Here is a 13,916-nt window from a genome sequence, read left to right as displayed (position 1 = left end):
AATAATATTAATTGAAAAAATGGGATAAAGTTATTGACTTTTAGACCTTATGGATGTAAAATATATAGGAATGCGTTAATAAGTCCACTATGCCCCGGACTTTACATATATTCAAAGAAAAACACAAATGTGAAAAGTTAAGGAGGGTCTTTATGAAGAGTTATATAGCTAAGCCAGCTGAAGTGAAGAGAGACTGGTATATAGTTGATGCTGAAGGTAAAACTTTAGGTCGTATTGCTACTGAAATAGCAACAATATTAAGAGGAAAGAATAAGCCAACATTTACACCACACGTTGATGGTGGAGATTTTGTTGTAGTAGTAAATGCTGAAAAGGTAGTACTAACAGGTAAGAAGCTTACTCAGAAATTCTACAGATATCATACAGGTTATGTAGGTGGGTTAAAGGAAATATCTTATAAGGAAATGATGGAGAAAAAGCCGGAAGAAGTTGTGGCACACGCAGTTAGCGGCATGCTTCCAAAGAACAAACTTAGAGATAGAATGATGACTAGACTAAGAGTATACAGAGGTGCTGAACATCCACATGCAGCACAGAACCCACAGGAATTAAACTTTAAGTAGGATATCGAGAGGAGGATTTAATTAATGGCTAATGTACAATATTACGGAACAGGAAGAAGAAAACATTCTGTAGCTAGAGTTAGACTTGTAGCTGGAGAAGGTAATATAAAGGTAAATGGAAGAGATCTTGGAGAATACTTCAACTATGAAACTCTAATAAGAGATGTTAAGCAGCCTCTAGTTTTAACTGGTAACGAAAACAAGTATGACGTTATAGTTAAGGTTGAAGGCGGCGGATACACTGGTCAGGCTGGTGCTATCAGACAGGGTCTTTCAAGAGCTTTATTAAAGGCTGACGAAGATCTTAGACCAGCTCTTAAGGCTGAAGGATTCCTAACTAGAGACTCTAGAATGAAGGAAAGAAAGAAGTACGGACTAAAGGCTGCCAGAAGAGCACCACAGTTCAGCAAGAGATAATCTACAGCTTAATAATGCTAAAAAAGCCCGGAAATACGCCATTTTCCGGGCTTTTTCTATGCCTAAAATCACCTGATTCCGATGGTAAAATTTTAGGAAATTTGACTTCAAATTAGCCCATTTTGATGGGTTTACCATGGGTTTACGGCCTATTTTTTTCGCCCGAAATCCGGCGAGACAAATTTGAGTAGGAGGTAACAGGTATGACGGATTTCAATCAGATGACCCATGACACCGATGTGGGCAGTCATGGCGGACAGTCGAGGCAGATGACGGAGGTGTTCGAGAACCAGGAGTTTGGTTCGATCCGCGTGTTGCAGGAGGCGGGCAAGACATTCTTCTGTGCAAGTGACGTGGCGAAAGCGTTGGGGTATGTAAATCCCTACGCCGCAGTGAAACGCCATTGCAGAGGCCCCTAACGAAACGCGAGGGGGTCGTTCAGAAGGTGAATCAGTATGGGGATGCTGGAGAGCAGGTCGTTGAAATCGCCTTTATCACAGAAGGCGATGTTTACAGGCTGATCGTTCACAGCAAGCTGCCATCGGCAGAACGATTTGAACACTGGGTGTTTGATGAAGTTCTCCCGTCCATCCGAAAGCATGGTGTGTATATGAGCGATTCCATTTTGGATCAGGTGATTCAGCATCCGGAGGTCATCTACACCCTGGCACAGGAGCTTGTAGCCGAGAGGGAGCAGCTTGAGGGTATCCGCAAACAGCTGGATGCGGCACAGCCCAAGGCAGACTACACATTTGAGGAAGGAGACAGCCTATGAGCGACATGGTGCCTGAAGTATTGAATGCGGCGTTGGATTCGCTTTTTACAGCGAAAGAACCTGGACAGCAGGAATAGCAGGGCGTGGACGGGCTGCTGTATTGCCGGAACTGTCATACTCCGGTGCAGTGCAGGGTAAAGCTCTGGGGCAGAGACAAGATTGTTCCCTGCCTTTGCAGATGCCAGCAGGAAGCGATGGCGGAAAAGAAACGCCAGGATGAACTGGTGGAGCGGCAGCGTAAAATCAGGCAGCTGAAAGCAACTGGGATTCAGGAAAAGCATATTCTGGAATGGAATTTTGGCGTTGCAGAAGACAACAAGGACATCCAGATGGCAAAACGCTATGTGGAGCAGTGGAAAAAGGTCAAGGCTGAAAACCTTGGCCTTTTGTTATGGGGAGATGTCGGAACCGGAAAGTCCTTTGTGGCGGCATGTATAGCAAATGCGCTGCTGGATCAGGGCATTCCGGTTTTGATGATGAACTTCTCCAAAATCCTGAACCAGATGGGTGTCATCCTCTAAGTTATCATGGGTTGCATCATAGGACTTATCATTGGCTGTGCCTGTCTTATGTTGCTGATGGAACATCCGCGTCGGTTATCCACAGATATTGATATTATTGCCGAGCCAGGGACAGATTTGGATAAGTATTTAGATCGTGCATCGGAGATTTTTCCTTTTAAGGATGTTGAGGAACAGAAGCGGATTGGAAAGAACAATATCGAAAAAAAGCATTTTAAGTTCACCTATGATTCACCGATCAATAACAGGCCATTCTACATTCTTTTGGATGTTTTGTTTGAACACAATCATTATTCGGAGTTGGTTCAAAAAGAAATTCAGAATGATCTTCTCTTGACAGAACCGGAATACGTTACTGTTTCCCTACCGTCAGCAAACTGTATGAAGCTGTAAGGATTCAGCTTGGATATTACATTCCGGAACAAGCAGAGATAATGTGGAACGTCATGCAGATGGAAGTGTGACAAGAAAGCCAAAACGGTATACTGGGAAAAAAGATTAAGAAAAGAATAAAGAGCTGATTTTAATTGTAAAATTTATGGGGAACTAACATAAGCTTATTGACATGAATTTAAAAATAAGTATAATAATAGTTGAGTAATTGTTCAACTATTATTATTTGGAGGTGAATATATGCCAAAAACGTCTTATATTTGTAATTGCGATGTAATTCATGAGGATATTGTGAATGATGTGAAATCCAAGATGCAGCCAAAAGATGATTATATCCAGTTGGCTTCTTTGTTTAAGCTATTTGGAGATGGAACTAGAGTACAAATCTTACACGCTCTAGAACAGAGTGAGATGTGTGTATGTGATCTTGCAGTGCTACTGGGGGTAACAAAATCTGCAATTTCGCATCAGTTAAAGGCATTACGCCTTGCGAATCTGGTAAAATTCCGTAAAGAAGCACAGATAGTTTACTACTCGCTGGCAGATGATCATGTGAAAGAGATTATTGACAAGGGATTTGAGCATCTTTGGCAGAGATAATATTTTTTAATATTATAGTTGAGTAATTGAACAACTAAACAAATTATAAGGAGATTATCATGAAACGCATATTTCTATTAAAAGGGTTGGACTGTCCAAATTGTTCCGCAAAAATTGAAAAAGAAGTCGGAGAATTGGATGGAGTACAATCCTCAGTTGTGAATTTGATGAAGCAGACGCTGACAATCAATGTTGATTCAGTTGCCGCAAATACAATAGCCAGTCAGATTGAAACGATTGTCCACAGCCATGAGCCTGATGTGGAGGTTCAGGAAGAAACAATTATCCCCGTTACAAAGAGTTATTTGTTAAAGGGCTTGGATTGTCCGAATTGTTCTGCAAAAATTGAAAAAGAAGTCGGAGAGTTGGATGGAGTGCAATCCTCAGTGGTAAATCTGATGAGGCAAACGCTTACAATAAATGTTGCTCCAGTTGCCGCAAATACAATAGCCAGTCAGATTGAAACGATTGTCCACAGCCATGAGCCCGATGTGGAAGTTTCTGAAATTGTACAGGAATCTTATATACCGGAAAAAAAGCAGGAGGCCAATGAATCCTATAACAATGAGGATAAGAAGTTGACAGTTCGTTTAGCGATTGGTGCAGCAATCTATGCTATTGGTATGGCATTGACTGTTTTTGCGAAAGTGCCACTGCCTATCGAGTTAGCTTTTCTCATTGTTTCTTATGTTATTCTTGGTGGAGATGTTGTATGGCAGGCTGTGAGGAACATTTCAAAGGGGCGTGTATTTGATGAACATTTTTTGATGAGTGTTTCTACGATTGGGGCTTTTGTCATTGGTGAATATCCAGAAGCAGTTGCTGTTATGTTATTCTATCAGGTAGGTGAATTTTTTCAGTCATTGGCTGTTAAGCGTTCCAGAAAATCTATATCAGACTTAATGGATATACGTCCAGATTCTGCTACAGTAAGAAGAAATGGGGAATTGATTACCATATCTCCAGAAAATGTCTCCATTGGTGAGATTATTATTGTAAAGCCTGGTGAAAAAATTCCATTAGACGGTGTGGTATTGGATGGAGATTCTATGCTGGATACAAGGGCCTTAACAGGAGAATCAGTTCCGAGAAGTGTTCATAAAGGAGACGAAGCACTTTCCGGTTGTATGAATCAGACGGGTGTCTTAATGATTAAGACAACAAAAGCATTTGGTGAATCTACGGCTTCAAAGATTATTGATCTTGTGGAAAATGCGTCAAGCCGAAAAGCACCAACAGAAAATTTTATTACTACATTTGCACGTTATTATACGCCTGTGGTTGTAATCTTAGCAGCTATTCTGGCAATTCTGCCACCGATCCTTCTTGGTGGAGGTTGGACAGAGTGGATTCGCAGAGGATTTGTTTTCCTTGTGGTATCTTGCCCATGTGCATTGGTCATTTCAATCCCGCTGACTTTCTTCGGAGGTATTGGTGCGGCATCTAAACGAGGTGTTCTTGTAAAAGGAAGTAATTATTTAGAGGCGCTTAATAATGTCAGCATTATTGTGTTCGATAAAACTGGAACACTTACAAAGGGTGTTTTCAATGTGACTGATATTCTGCCTGCAAATGGATTTTCAAAAGAACAGGTTCTGGAGTATGCGGCCCAGGCAGAGAGTTTTTCTAACCATCCTATTGCAAAATCCATTCTTGCTGCTTATGGAAAAGAAATGGATCAGTCAGTGATTTCTGATTATAAGGAAATTTCAGGATATGGAATCAGTGTAATGGCAGGGGAAAAGAAAGTTTTTGCTGGCAATACGAAACTTATGGATACAGAATGTATAGAGTACACAACCTGTGAAAAAGTTGGTACAAAGGTTTATGTAGCAGTAGATGGTCAATATGCCGGATGCATTTTGATAACAGATGAAGTAAAGCCGGACAGCAAAAAAGCAATTTCTGATTTGAAACATATCGGTGTGGAAAAAACAGTCATGCTTACCGGTGATGATGAAAAAATTGGGAAGTCTGTTGCAGAAGAATTGCAGTTGGATGAATATTATGCACAGCTGCTTCCTGACCAAAAAGTGGAAAAGGTTGAGCTTTTAGATGGTAAAAAGAGACCGGAAAGCAAATTGGCTTTTGTTGGTGATGGTATCAATGACGCTCCTGTCCTTGCCCGTGCAGATGTTGGTATTGCAATGGGTGGGCTTGGTTCGGATGCGGCCATTGAAGCAGCAGATGTAGTTCTGATGACAGATGAACCGTCTAAGCTGGTGGACGCGATTGAAGTAGCAAAAGCGACAAAACAGATTGTCATGCAGAATATAGTGATTGCTCTTGGGATTAAGAGTGTGTTCCTGATTCTTGGCGCTCTTGGTATTGTGGGAATGTGGGAAGCTGTGTTTGGTGATGTAGGCGTTACCATAATTGCTGTTTTGAACGCAATGAGAATTTTGAAAAAATAGGAAATGAGGTGGGAATGTGAAACGAAAACTGATTCTGTTAGCAGTTACAATTGTTTTTCTTGCAGGTTTCGGTGCACTTTTGCACTCACCGCCCTCTATGATTGATGCAATCACAGGAGCAACAACGAAAGCAAAAAAAGCTGCCCAAGCCGCCGCACAGTTGGAAGGCTCTTATGTTCTCGGTATTAATATGATGTCAGATGGTCTCGACAACGAGAACACCCGGAATAAATTAAAAGAATTGGCACTGGACGATTCGGAAACAAATGAAACAGATCTCATGAAAACGGACATTAGTTTTCGATTATATGTATCTGAGACGGATTATCCGCTTGTCAGTTATGCTAAGAAACTCTGTGACAGGTTGAAACAGGCCGGTTTCTCCGTAGATCTGAAAGAGTACAGTGACACAATGATGCTATCAAGAGTGGTAAGTGGAAAGTATGATGTATTCCTGGCATCGGATGATTTTATTGACGTTACAACGCTAACACAGATGGACTATATGATCATGGACAGCGAAGAAATGAGGTGAGCGGGAATTTATGAGAAAATGGAATACGATTTTGTCTGTTTTAATGCTTCTCATTTTTATGATTCATGGAATCATGGGAAGCTTTATGCTGAACGGAGTTGGAAGTAGCGCAGGGAAACTTCTTGCATGGATTGGTGTTGGTATTCTTGTTGTGCATACGGTGATTGGTGTCATCCTGACAGTTCAGAGTTTACAGACAGCGAAGCAATCCGGAAAAATGTATCTGAAACAGAACGCCATATTCTGGGCGAGACGAGCCAGTGGGCTGGCAATACTGATCCTGCTGTTCTTCCATATTGGCTTGTTTGGAAAGGTGCAGAATGGGACATATATTTTGTTCCCTTTTACAACGGTAAAGATGGTAACTCAGCTTTTGTTCGTGGCGGCAATCTTTGTTCATATTTTTATCAATATCCGCCCATTGCTCGTATCGCTGGGAATCATCAGTTATAAAGAACGAAGGGGTGATATTTATTTGATTCTTTCGGTGCTCCTTCTGTTTATAGCGGGCGCAGTTATTTTCTATTATGTTAGGTGGCGATATCTATGAGTAAGACAATTATTATTATAGGTGCTGGACTGGCAGGACTTTCAGCGGCTTTGCAGGCAGCGGAAAATGGATGCAATGTAAAACTGGTTTCCTCCTTTCCATCAGAGCGGGCGCAGTCTGTTATGGCGGAGGGCGGTATCAACGCAGCTTTGAATACAAAAGATGAAAACGACAGTCCCGAAGAACATTTCACAGATACAATAAAGGCGGCTTGCGGTCTGGCAGACCCAAATGCAGTTTGGGGAATGACACAGGCAGCACCGGAGCTGGTGCACTGGCTGTTAAAACTTGGAGTTCAATTTAACATGAGCGGCTATGATGATGTGGATCTGCGAAATTTTGGCGGGCAGAAAAAGAAAAGGACTGCTTTTGCGCAGAGCGATACCGGGAAACAGATCATGACAGCTATGATAGACGCTGTTCGCAGGAAAGAAGCATCTGGTATGGTAGAACGGTTCAGCCATCATTCTTTCCTAACACTTCGTCTGTGTGACAATATTTGTTGTGGCTGCGTAATCAGGGATGAATACAGTCAGGAGACTGTGGAATTACCGGGGGATGCGGTTATTGTTGCCACCGGTGGTATGCACGGATTGTTTGGAAATACAACGGGTTCGCTGAGCAATACAGGAGAAGTCACCGCAGAATTGTTCCGGCTTGGTGTTCCTCTGGCAAATGGCGAGATGATCCAGTATCATCCGACAACTGTGAAATGTGGTGGAAAACGCATGCTCATCAGCGAGGCGGCCAGAGGGGAAGGTGGCAGGTTGTTTGCTATGAAAGATGGAAAACAATGGTATTTCATGGAGGAAAAATACCCGGAGCTTGGAAATCTGATGCCACGAGATATTACCGCCAGAGAGATATGGAAGGTCAGCCATGAATCAGAGGTATTTCTTGACATGACGGAAATATCTGACGAGATTATTTCAAATAAGCTATCTGGTCTGGCAGACGATTGTATGACCTATCTGCATAAAGATATACGAAAGGAACCGGTGTCTGTTTTACCGGGAATTCACTATTTTATGGGAGGCATTCTGGTGGATGAGCAGCACAGAACGCCGATTCAGAATCTTTACGCTGCCGGAGAATGCTGTGCCCAATATCATGGTGCCAACCGTCTTGGTGGAAATTCTCTGTTAGGAGCGTTATACGGAGGACGTGTTGCGGCAAAATCAGCATGCGAACAGGCAGATGTAGTAGATCTATCTTGTGCGACACAGATAGATTTTCCACCAGCGTCCCAAATTTCAGAAATAAAGCAATTAAACAAAGTGATGCAGGAGACTATGGGCGTTGTCAGAAATGAGAATACGTTGTTAAATGGGATTCAAACGGTACAAGCGCTGACAGAAAATCTTCCATTGCTTGGCATGGCAGTTCTAAAGAGTGCTCTTGCAAGAAAAGAAAGCCGTGGTGCACACTGGCGGGAGGATTATCCGAAGAGCAATGACGATGATTACCTTAAAACAACGGTAGCTAGATTTGATGGAAAGCAGATACAGATTTCCTTTGTACCTGTTCCAGAAAGGCGGTGATTCACTTGGTATATAAAATAAGAATCAGGCGGCAGGAGAGTCAGAAAGCAGACAGTTATTGGCAGGAATTTGAGTTTGACGGAAGCAGAAACAGCTCTGTTGCCACTGTTCTAAAGGAATTGAACAGTAGAACCCCTTTGAAAGATAACTCAGGGAATATAGTTACTCCCATCAGCTGGGAATGTAGCTGTATGGTGCGAAAATGTGGGGCTTGCGCCATGCTGATTAACGAACGTCCGAGGCTGGCATGCTCTACATTTCTACATACGTTAAAAGGTTCTACAATTACCTTGGAACCTTTAAGCAAATTTCCGCTTGTAAGAGATTTGATCGTTGATCGGTCAAATCTGTTTGAAAATTTGAAAAAACTGAACCTTTGGCTTGAAAGTGAAGCTCATATGAGTTCGTGGACACATGAACCGAGATACCAGTCGGCACGCTGTCTGATGTGTGGCTGCTGCCTTGAAGTGTGTCCTAACTTCTCTGCAAATGGGACTTTTGCAGGCGCTGTTGCTGCAGTCAACGCATTTCGGATTCTGAATGAAGAACAGGAAAGCACTCATTTGAATGAGATTTCTGCTGAATATAAGAAGAAATATTTTGAGGGATGCGGGAAGTCGTTATCTTGTCATGATATTTGTCCGATTGGTCTGCCTGTGGAAGAACTGCTTGTAAGGTCGAATGCAGCGGTTGTTTGGGGCAAATAAAATGGATGATAAAAGCTATAATGAATGTATGAAGGGGCTGTTGCACAAGGAAAAAAGTCCAAGTGCAGCAGCCCCTTTACGGTTAAATGCCTCCAAAATCACAAAAACGCTCGCCATAGACCCCCTAATTCCCCAAAAGCAGATAGCTCAAACAGGCCCTTCTGAATAACGATTGTTTTCCAGAGGAGCCTGTTTTCCAATTTTTCAAAAATCAGAAATTCAGGTATGCTTTCCTATACGAATGTGAATGTGCTTCCATTTACCGAAGATATTCCATTGGAGGTAATTGCATTTCTCGATCCGACCATTGAGAAATTGTACTTTGAGCAGACAGAGGGAAAAACATTTATACACTTGAAGTTTAAGGATGAAGAAGAGATTATCCTGAATAATGCGGCAGACCTTGAGCAGTATCTGTCCTCTGGTACGATTAAGGGCATTATTACATTCTCGATGGTAAAGGAAGTTCTTCATTCAGGTGGTTATCTTCTGGTAGATGAAATAGAGAATCATTTCAACAAGGAAATTGTAACGACCTTAGTGCGCTTCTTTATGGACAGCCGACTGAACAAAAATGGCGGAACGCTTATTTTCACTACGCATTATCCGGAACTGCTGGATGAATATGACCGAAATGACGGAATTTGTATTGTAAGAAACTGTAATGGCATTACAGCAGAAAATTGACGAGGTAAATGTCATTACTGCTCCAGAAATTGAAATGCTGATTATTCATGCGGAAGGAGCATATGATCAGTTTAAGCGTTCTGGAAAAACCAAGCGAATTTTGTAAAACAAATCTTCGGATGCATGATGTGAAGTCGTATGATTTTGTGAAGCGGTATTTCAGTAACCCACAGCTCTTGGTGAAAGCCATAAAAGGGTATCGCAGAACAGCAAATATCCCCAAAGGAGAATACAGCTTGTCTGATTTGCTGAGATGAGCTTTGCTTTTTTGATACATTAGCCGTGACTCAAATGGTCACCAGGAGATAAACGGGTACCAGTTTACAGAAAACAGAATAGAATCATCTTTGATGCCTCGCTGGGAAACCAACGGGGTATTTTTTTGCCCCAATCCGGCTGTATAGAACACTGAAAAGTCAAAACGAACCGTAGGTAGTCCTGCAAGGACAACCAAAGTGCGCCTACGAGGCCCACGCGAAACCGGAGGATTCTTGTTAAACTTACTTTGTAAGGACGAAAGTCCGGATGTCCCTTGAAAACTGAATACTCATTCTTCAGGTACATTCCTGTTTGGTCGAGCCTTCGACTACACGCCATGAAGCCCATCGGGGCGATAGCGGTTTCGCAGAAGCAAATGCCGGATTGCAACCGGCGGCGGTGTTAAAGCCAGACAGGGACAATGATACTTCCGTAATTCGCGGTCCGGCCATAAGGAAGGCGGGATGGTTAAATTCCAATGGAGCAGTGAAGCACACTGCCGCCTGTGAGAAATCCTATATCTCTGGGGTGATAAGAAAAAGTACAGAGAAACCATATTTTCAGAAAGCACTGCCGGGTGCTGTTTCAGCGTGATACCTGGCAGGCTTTATCCATATCAGTGTATGGAGATTGGAGACAACAGCAAATGAAAGAAAACTGGGTTTATCGGCGAGGTGATTTATATCTCGCCAATCTCGGTGTTCCGGTCGGATCAAAGCAGGTCGGTGTTCGTCCTGTTGTGGTTCTTCAGAATGATGTTGGCAATTATTATGCGCCGACGATCACGATTGTTCCGCTGACATCGAAAATTGAGAAGAAGCGAAAGCAGCCAACGCATTTCTTTCTCCGTAAAGCAAAGGGACTGGCAAAACCGTCTATGGTATTGGCAGAACAGCTCGACACCTGCGACAATATATGCGTGATTCGCCATCTTGGGCGGGTAAGTAAGGGTCAGATGCGTGGGATTGACGAAGCTGTAAGGATTCAGCTTGGATATTACATTCCGGAACAGGCAGAGAAAAAAAGACAGGGCAAATGCCGAAAGGATGGCGAAGAAGGCGATGGATAAGCTGCTGGATGCCATTTACGGCTTGCCGCCGTATGTGTTTGTGATGCTGGGGCTGTACGCAGGATTGCGGAGAGAAGAAATCCTCGGACTTCAATGGGATTAGGTGTATCTTGATTGCGAGGATCCGTACCTTACCGTTCGGAGAGCCTGGCATACGGAGCATAATCGTCCGGTGATTCTGACAGAGCTGAAAACAAAGGCAGCGCATCGGAATGTCCCTCTGCCGGACAATCTTATGGAATGTCTGAAAGAGGCGAAGAAGACATCGACATCGGATTATGTGGTTGCAAACCGGGATGGAGACCCGTTGTCCTATACGCAATTCAAGAGATTATGGCAGTATATCGTAACCCGTACCACCAAGGAACGCTGCTATTATCGCTATGAAGATGCAAGAGGGTAAAGCATACAAGGAATATTAATGGAAATTCAATATAATAATATATTAGAGGGAAGGTTAGAATAGTGAGACTCATAATAAATAATTTGTAAACATCCTTTAATATATATTATTCATTAAGTATGCTATAATATAAAGTGGTTTAATATAGATAAATACAGCAAAATAGGAAGGTAACAAATATGAAGACACCAATTTACGATAGACTTAAAGAAATAAAGGAAAAAGATCTTGTATCTTTTCATATGCCAGGCCATAAAAATGGTAGATTGTTTCAAGAACTGGGATATAAGGACAAGATAGATGAGTTCTATAGTCTTGATACTACTGAAATTATAGGTACTGACAACCTACATGAGGCTAGTGGTATAATTTTGGAGTCCGAGAATGAGGCTAAAAGGGTGATTTTAAAGGGTCTTCTTTGTGGTGGGACTAAAGATGACATAAAAGAGGACACAAAATCTTTAAAAGGAGTTCAGTCTTATGAAGATTTAGATTTTTTTTATCTTGTCAACGGTTCTACATCAGGGATAGAGGCTGCAATAAGTGCCTCTTTAAGGTCTGGTGATAAGATAATAATCAATAGGACATGTCACCATTCTGCCTATAATACCTGTATGCTAAACGATATTGAACCAGTATTCGTGGATGAAATTATAGATGAAGACTTCGGTGTATTTAAGGGTGCTAGTAGGGAGGGTTATATGGAAGCCATCAAGCAAAATTCTGACGCTAAGGCTATATTTATAACTAGACCTAGTTATTATGGTATGGTCTTTGATATAGGTGAAATAATAGAGCTAGCCCATGAAAAAAATATGGTCGTTATTGTGGATGAGGCCCACGGAGCCCACTTTGGATTAAGTGATAAGTTGCCAAATTCTGCCCTTTGTTATGGGGCTGACATAGTTATCCAGAGCATACACAAGTCTTTGCCAGCATTCACACAGACATCTATTTTGCTTTGTCAATCTGACTTGGTAGATAGGTCAAGGTTGAAGAGGACGCTCGCTATATTTCAGTCTTCTAGCCCATCTTACATTATGATGATGAGTCTAGAAATGGCATTTGATATATATGATAGACATGGCAAGGAACTAATGGACATTCTTTTGAACAATATATATGTATTTAAACGTAACGTCAAAAAATACAAGATATATCCAACTGACGATCCTACAAAGATATTTATTAATACGATAGATAATGGAATCAATGGATATGATTTTGCCAAAATTTTAAGGTACGAATATAGTATACAGGTTGAGATGTCCAACTACAATGGTATTTTAATGCTCTGCACTATAGGTAATACAAAAAAGGATTTTGATATAATGTTAAATGCCCTTAAGGATTTTTCTAATAGAAAATTATTCGGTGCAAATGTAGACTTTTTCAAAGACAGCGCGGTGGTAATAGGAGAATCTAGGAGCACTGATATAAGGTCTCTTTACCATAGTAAGAAGGTAGACCTTAAATTCCCAAGGGTAAGTCCCAAGTCCAAGATTAGACCTAGACAGGCCTTTGATATGGAGAGCGAGTCTATAGATATAGATGATTCTTTGGGCAGGATATGTGGAGAATTTGTGATACCATATCCACCGGGTGTATGCCTTATAGGTCCGGGAGAAGAGATAAGTCAGGAAGTAATTGACTATATAGAAAAGGCTAGAAATATAAAAATTGACATAAATGGCATAGAGAGTAGGGATTTTAAGAATATTAAGGTCTTGAAAATAGGTGGTAAAGCAGAGATTGGAGTGAGATAATGGCTGGAAAACTATTTGTAATAGAGAGTGGCACTGATGGTTCAGGTAAGGCTACCCAGACAAAAAAATTATTTGATAGATTGGTAGAGGATGGATACAGGGTTAGGAAGGTGGAGTTCCCAAACTATGATTCTGATTCATCAGCCCTAATAAAGATGTATTTGAATGGAGATTTCGGCGATAAGGCAGACGATGTTGACGCCTATATAGCATCTACTTTTTATGCGGCAGATAGGTATGCATCATACAAATTGGGGTGGGAAGACTTCTATTTAAATGGCGGTATCATCCTAGCTGATAGGTATACGACTTCAAATATGGTTCATCAGGCATCAAAAATGGACTCGACCGACGACAAGGAAAAATTTCTTGATTGGTTGGATGATTTTGAATATGGTCTATACAAGATACCTAGACCGGATGGAGTATTTTTCCTAGATGTTCCTTTGAAAGTAAGTGCAAAACTTATGGAGGATAGGAAAAACAAGTTCACTAGTGGGGATGAAAAAGATATACACGAAAGAGACCTTGACTACTTGGCAAGGACCTATGATAATTCCAAGTACGTTGCAGACAAGTTCAAGTGGACCCAGATAGATTGTACTGATGGTATGGCTATGAGGTCTGTAGAAGATATAAATGAAGATATATATTCTAGGGTTTTAGAATCCCTAGTTTAAATAGAAAGGTTAGACC

The 13,916-nt window shown here is 41.6% G+C and carries 16 protein-coding genes; all 16 read left to right on the top strand.

Features of this window, described 5'->3' with window-relative positions; all coding sequences use genetic code 11:
* Positions 1-152: 152 nt before the first annotated feature.
* The 16 genes from rplM to HMPREF0631_RS03340 all read left to right on the top strand — a co-directional run bounded on the left by rplM (position 153) and on the right by HMPREF0631_RS03340 (position 13,900).
* Positions 153-584, top strand: a complete 432-nt coding sequence (gene rplM, locus HMPREF0631_RS03420) for a 50S ribosomal protein L13 (RefSeq protein ID WP_002843417.1) — start codon at positions 153-155, stop codon at positions 582-584.
* A 24-nt stretch (positions 585-608) separates the two neighbouring features.
* Positions 609-1,001: a 30S ribosomal protein S9 gene (rpsI, locus tag HMPREF0631_RS03415; protein ID WP_002843418.1), complete on the top strand. Its 393-nt coding sequence runs from the start codon at positions 609-611 to the stop codon at positions 999-1,001.
* Positions 1,002-1,204: 203 nt separating this feature from the next.
* Positions 1,205-1,420 (top strand): BRO family protein, encoded by a 216-nt coding sequence (locus tag HMPREF0631_RS10155; protein WP_242821659.1) that lies wholly within the window; start codon positions 1,205-1,207, stop codon positions 1,418-1,420.
* A gap of 26 nt (positions 1,421-1,446) precedes the next feature.
* Entirely contained in the window at positions 1,447-1,776 is a 330-nt protein-coding gene (locus HMPREF0631_RS10150; RefSeq protein WP_242821658.1) for a BRO-N domain-containing protein, read from the top strand.
* Between the two features lie 194 nt (positions 1,777-1,970).
* A complete protein-coding gene (locus tag HMPREF0631_RS10145) occupies positions 1,971-2,297 on the top strand; it encodes a sigma 54-interacting transcriptional regulator (protein WP_002843433.1) in 327 nt (108 codons plus the stop codon).
* Between the two features lie 48 nt (positions 2,298-2,345).
* Entirely contained in the window at positions 2,346-2,690 is a 345-nt protein-coding gene (locus HMPREF0631_RS03400) for a hypothetical protein (RefSeq protein ID WP_227214032.1), read from the top strand.
* A 240-nt stretch (positions 2,691-2,930) separates the two neighbouring features.
* A complete protein-coding gene (locus HMPREF0631_RS03395; RefSeq protein WP_002846076.1) occupies positions 2,931-3,290 on the top strand; it encodes an ArsR/SmtB family transcription factor in 360 nt (119 codons plus the stop codon).
* Positions 3,291-3,349: 59 nt separating this feature from the next.
* Entirely contained in the window at positions 3,350-5,704 is a 2,355-nt protein-coding gene (locus tag HMPREF0631_RS03390) for a heavy metal translocating P-type ATPase (RefSeq protein WP_002843407.1), read from the top strand.
* A gap of 16 nt (positions 5,705-5,720) precedes the next feature.
* Entirely contained in the window at positions 5,721-6,239 is a 519-nt protein-coding gene (locus HMPREF0631_RS03385) for a DUF6921 family protein (RefSeq protein WP_002843410.1), read from the top strand.
* 10 nt (positions 6,240-6,249) lie between these two features.
* Entirely contained in the window at positions 6,250-6,789 is a 540-nt protein-coding gene (locus HMPREF0631_RS03380) for a hypothetical protein (protein ID WP_002843426.1), read from the top strand.
* Complete coding sequence (locus tag HMPREF0631_RS03375; RefSeq protein ID WP_002843439.1) at positions 6,786-8,330, top strand: FAD-dependent oxidoreductase; 1,545 nt, start codon at positions 6,786-6,788, stop codon at positions 8,328-8,330. Before HMPREF0631_RS03380 ends, HMPREF0631_RS03375 begins: the two co-directional genes overlap by 4 nt.
* Positions 8,327-9,037: a succinate dehydrogenase/fumarate reductase iron-sulfur subunit gene (locus HMPREF0631_RS03370; RefSeq protein ID WP_002846085.1), complete on the top strand. Its 711-nt coding sequence runs from the start codon at positions 8,327-8,329 to the stop codon at positions 9,035-9,037. The genes HMPREF0631_RS03375 and HMPREF0631_RS03370 overlap by 4 nt, the downstream gene beginning before the upstream one ends.
* A gap of 225 nt (positions 9,038-9,262) precedes the next feature.
* Positions 9,263-9,724, top strand: coding sequence for an AAA family ATPase (locus tag HMPREF0631_RS03365; protein WP_002843427.1), 462 nt, complete (start codon positions 9,263-9,265; stop codon positions 9,722-9,724).
* A 904-nt stretch (positions 9,725-10,628) separates the two neighbouring features.
* Positions 10,629-11,051 (top strand): type II toxin-antitoxin system PemK/MazF family toxin, encoded by a 423-nt coding sequence (locus HMPREF0631_RS03355; protein WP_002843421.1) that lies wholly within the window; start codon positions 10,629-10,631, stop codon positions 11,049-11,051.
* A 582-nt stretch (positions 11,052-11,633) separates the two neighbouring features.
* On the top strand, positions 11,634-13,220 hold the full coding sequence (locus HMPREF0631_RS03345) for an aminotransferase class I/II-fold pyridoxal phosphate-dependent enzyme (protein ID WP_002843402.1): 1,587 nt from the start codon (positions 11,634-11,636) through the stop codon (positions 13,218-13,220).
* Positions 13,220-13,900: a dTMP kinase gene (locus HMPREF0631_RS03340; protein ID WP_002843419.1), complete on the top strand. Its 681-nt coding sequence runs from the start codon at positions 13,220-13,222 to the stop codon at positions 13,898-13,900. Before HMPREF0631_RS03345 ends, HMPREF0631_RS03340 begins: the two co-directional genes overlap by 1 nt.
* The last annotated feature ends 16 nt before the right edge of the window (positions 13,901-13,916 follow it).

The organism is Peptostreptococcus anaerobius 653-L (genome assembly GCF_000178095.1).
GTDB lineage: Bacteria > Bacillota > Clostridia > Peptostreptococcales > Peptostreptococcaceae > Peptostreptococcus > Peptostreptococcus anaerobius.
Note: the sequence above shows the minus strand (reverse complement) of the source record. Positions and strands in the feature narration are given on the sequence as shown.

What these genes read in the sequence shown, in the direction of transcription:
- rplM (WP_002843417.1), top strand. Translation starts at nt 153, where the DNA reads ATGAAGAGTTATATAGCTAAGCCAGCTGAAGTGAAGAGAGACTGGTAT.
- rpsI (WP_002843418.1), top strand. Translation starts at nt 609, where the DNA reads ATGGCTAATGTACAATATTACGGAACAGGAAGAAGAAAACATTCTGTA.
- HMPREF0631_RS10155 (WP_242821659.1), top strand. Translation starts at nt 1,205, where the DNA reads ATGACGGATTTCAATCAGATGACCCATGACACCGATGTGGGCAGTCAT.
- HMPREF0631_RS10145 (WP_002843433.1), top strand. Translation starts at nt 1,971, where the DNA reads ATGGCGGAAAAGAAACGCCAGGATGAACTGGTGGAGCGGCAGCGTAAA.
- HMPREF0631_RS03400 (WP_227214032.1), top strand. Translation starts at nt 2,346, where the DNA reads ATGTTGCTGATGGAACATCCGCGTCGGTTATCCACAGATATTGATATT.
- HMPREF0631_RS03395 (WP_002846076.1), top strand. Translation starts at nt 2,931, where the DNA reads ATGCCAAAAACGTCTTATATTTGTAATTGCGATGTAATTCATGAGGAT.
- HMPREF0631_RS03390 (WP_002843407.1), top strand. Translation starts at nt 3,350, where the DNA reads ATGAAACGCATATTTCTATTAAAAGGGTTGGACTGTCCAAATTGTTCC.
- HMPREF0631_RS03380 (WP_002843426.1), top strand. Translation starts at nt 6,250, where the DNA reads ATGAGAAAATGGAATACGATTTTGTCTGTTTTAATGCTTCTCATTTTT.
- HMPREF0631_RS03375 (WP_002843439.1), top strand. Translation starts at nt 6,786, where the DNA reads ATGAGTAAGACAATTATTATTATAGGTGCTGGACTGGCAGGACTTTCA.
- HMPREF0631_RS03365 (WP_002843427.1), top strand. Translation starts at nt 9,263, where the DNA reads ATGCTTTCCTATACGAATGTGAATGTGCTTCCATTTACCGAAGATATT.
- HMPREF0631_RS03355 (WP_002843421.1), top strand. Translation starts at nt 10,629, where the DNA reads ATGAAAGAAAACTGGGTTTATCGGCGAGGTGATTTATATCTCGCCAAT.
- HMPREF0631_RS03345 (WP_002843402.1), top strand. Translation starts at nt 11,634, where the DNA reads ATGAAGACACCAATTTACGATAGACTTAAAGAAATAAAGGAAAAAGAT.
- HMPREF0631_RS03340 (WP_002843419.1), top strand. Translation starts at nt 13,220, where the DNA reads ATGGCTGGAAAACTATTTGTAATAGAGAGTGGCACTGATGGTTCAGGT.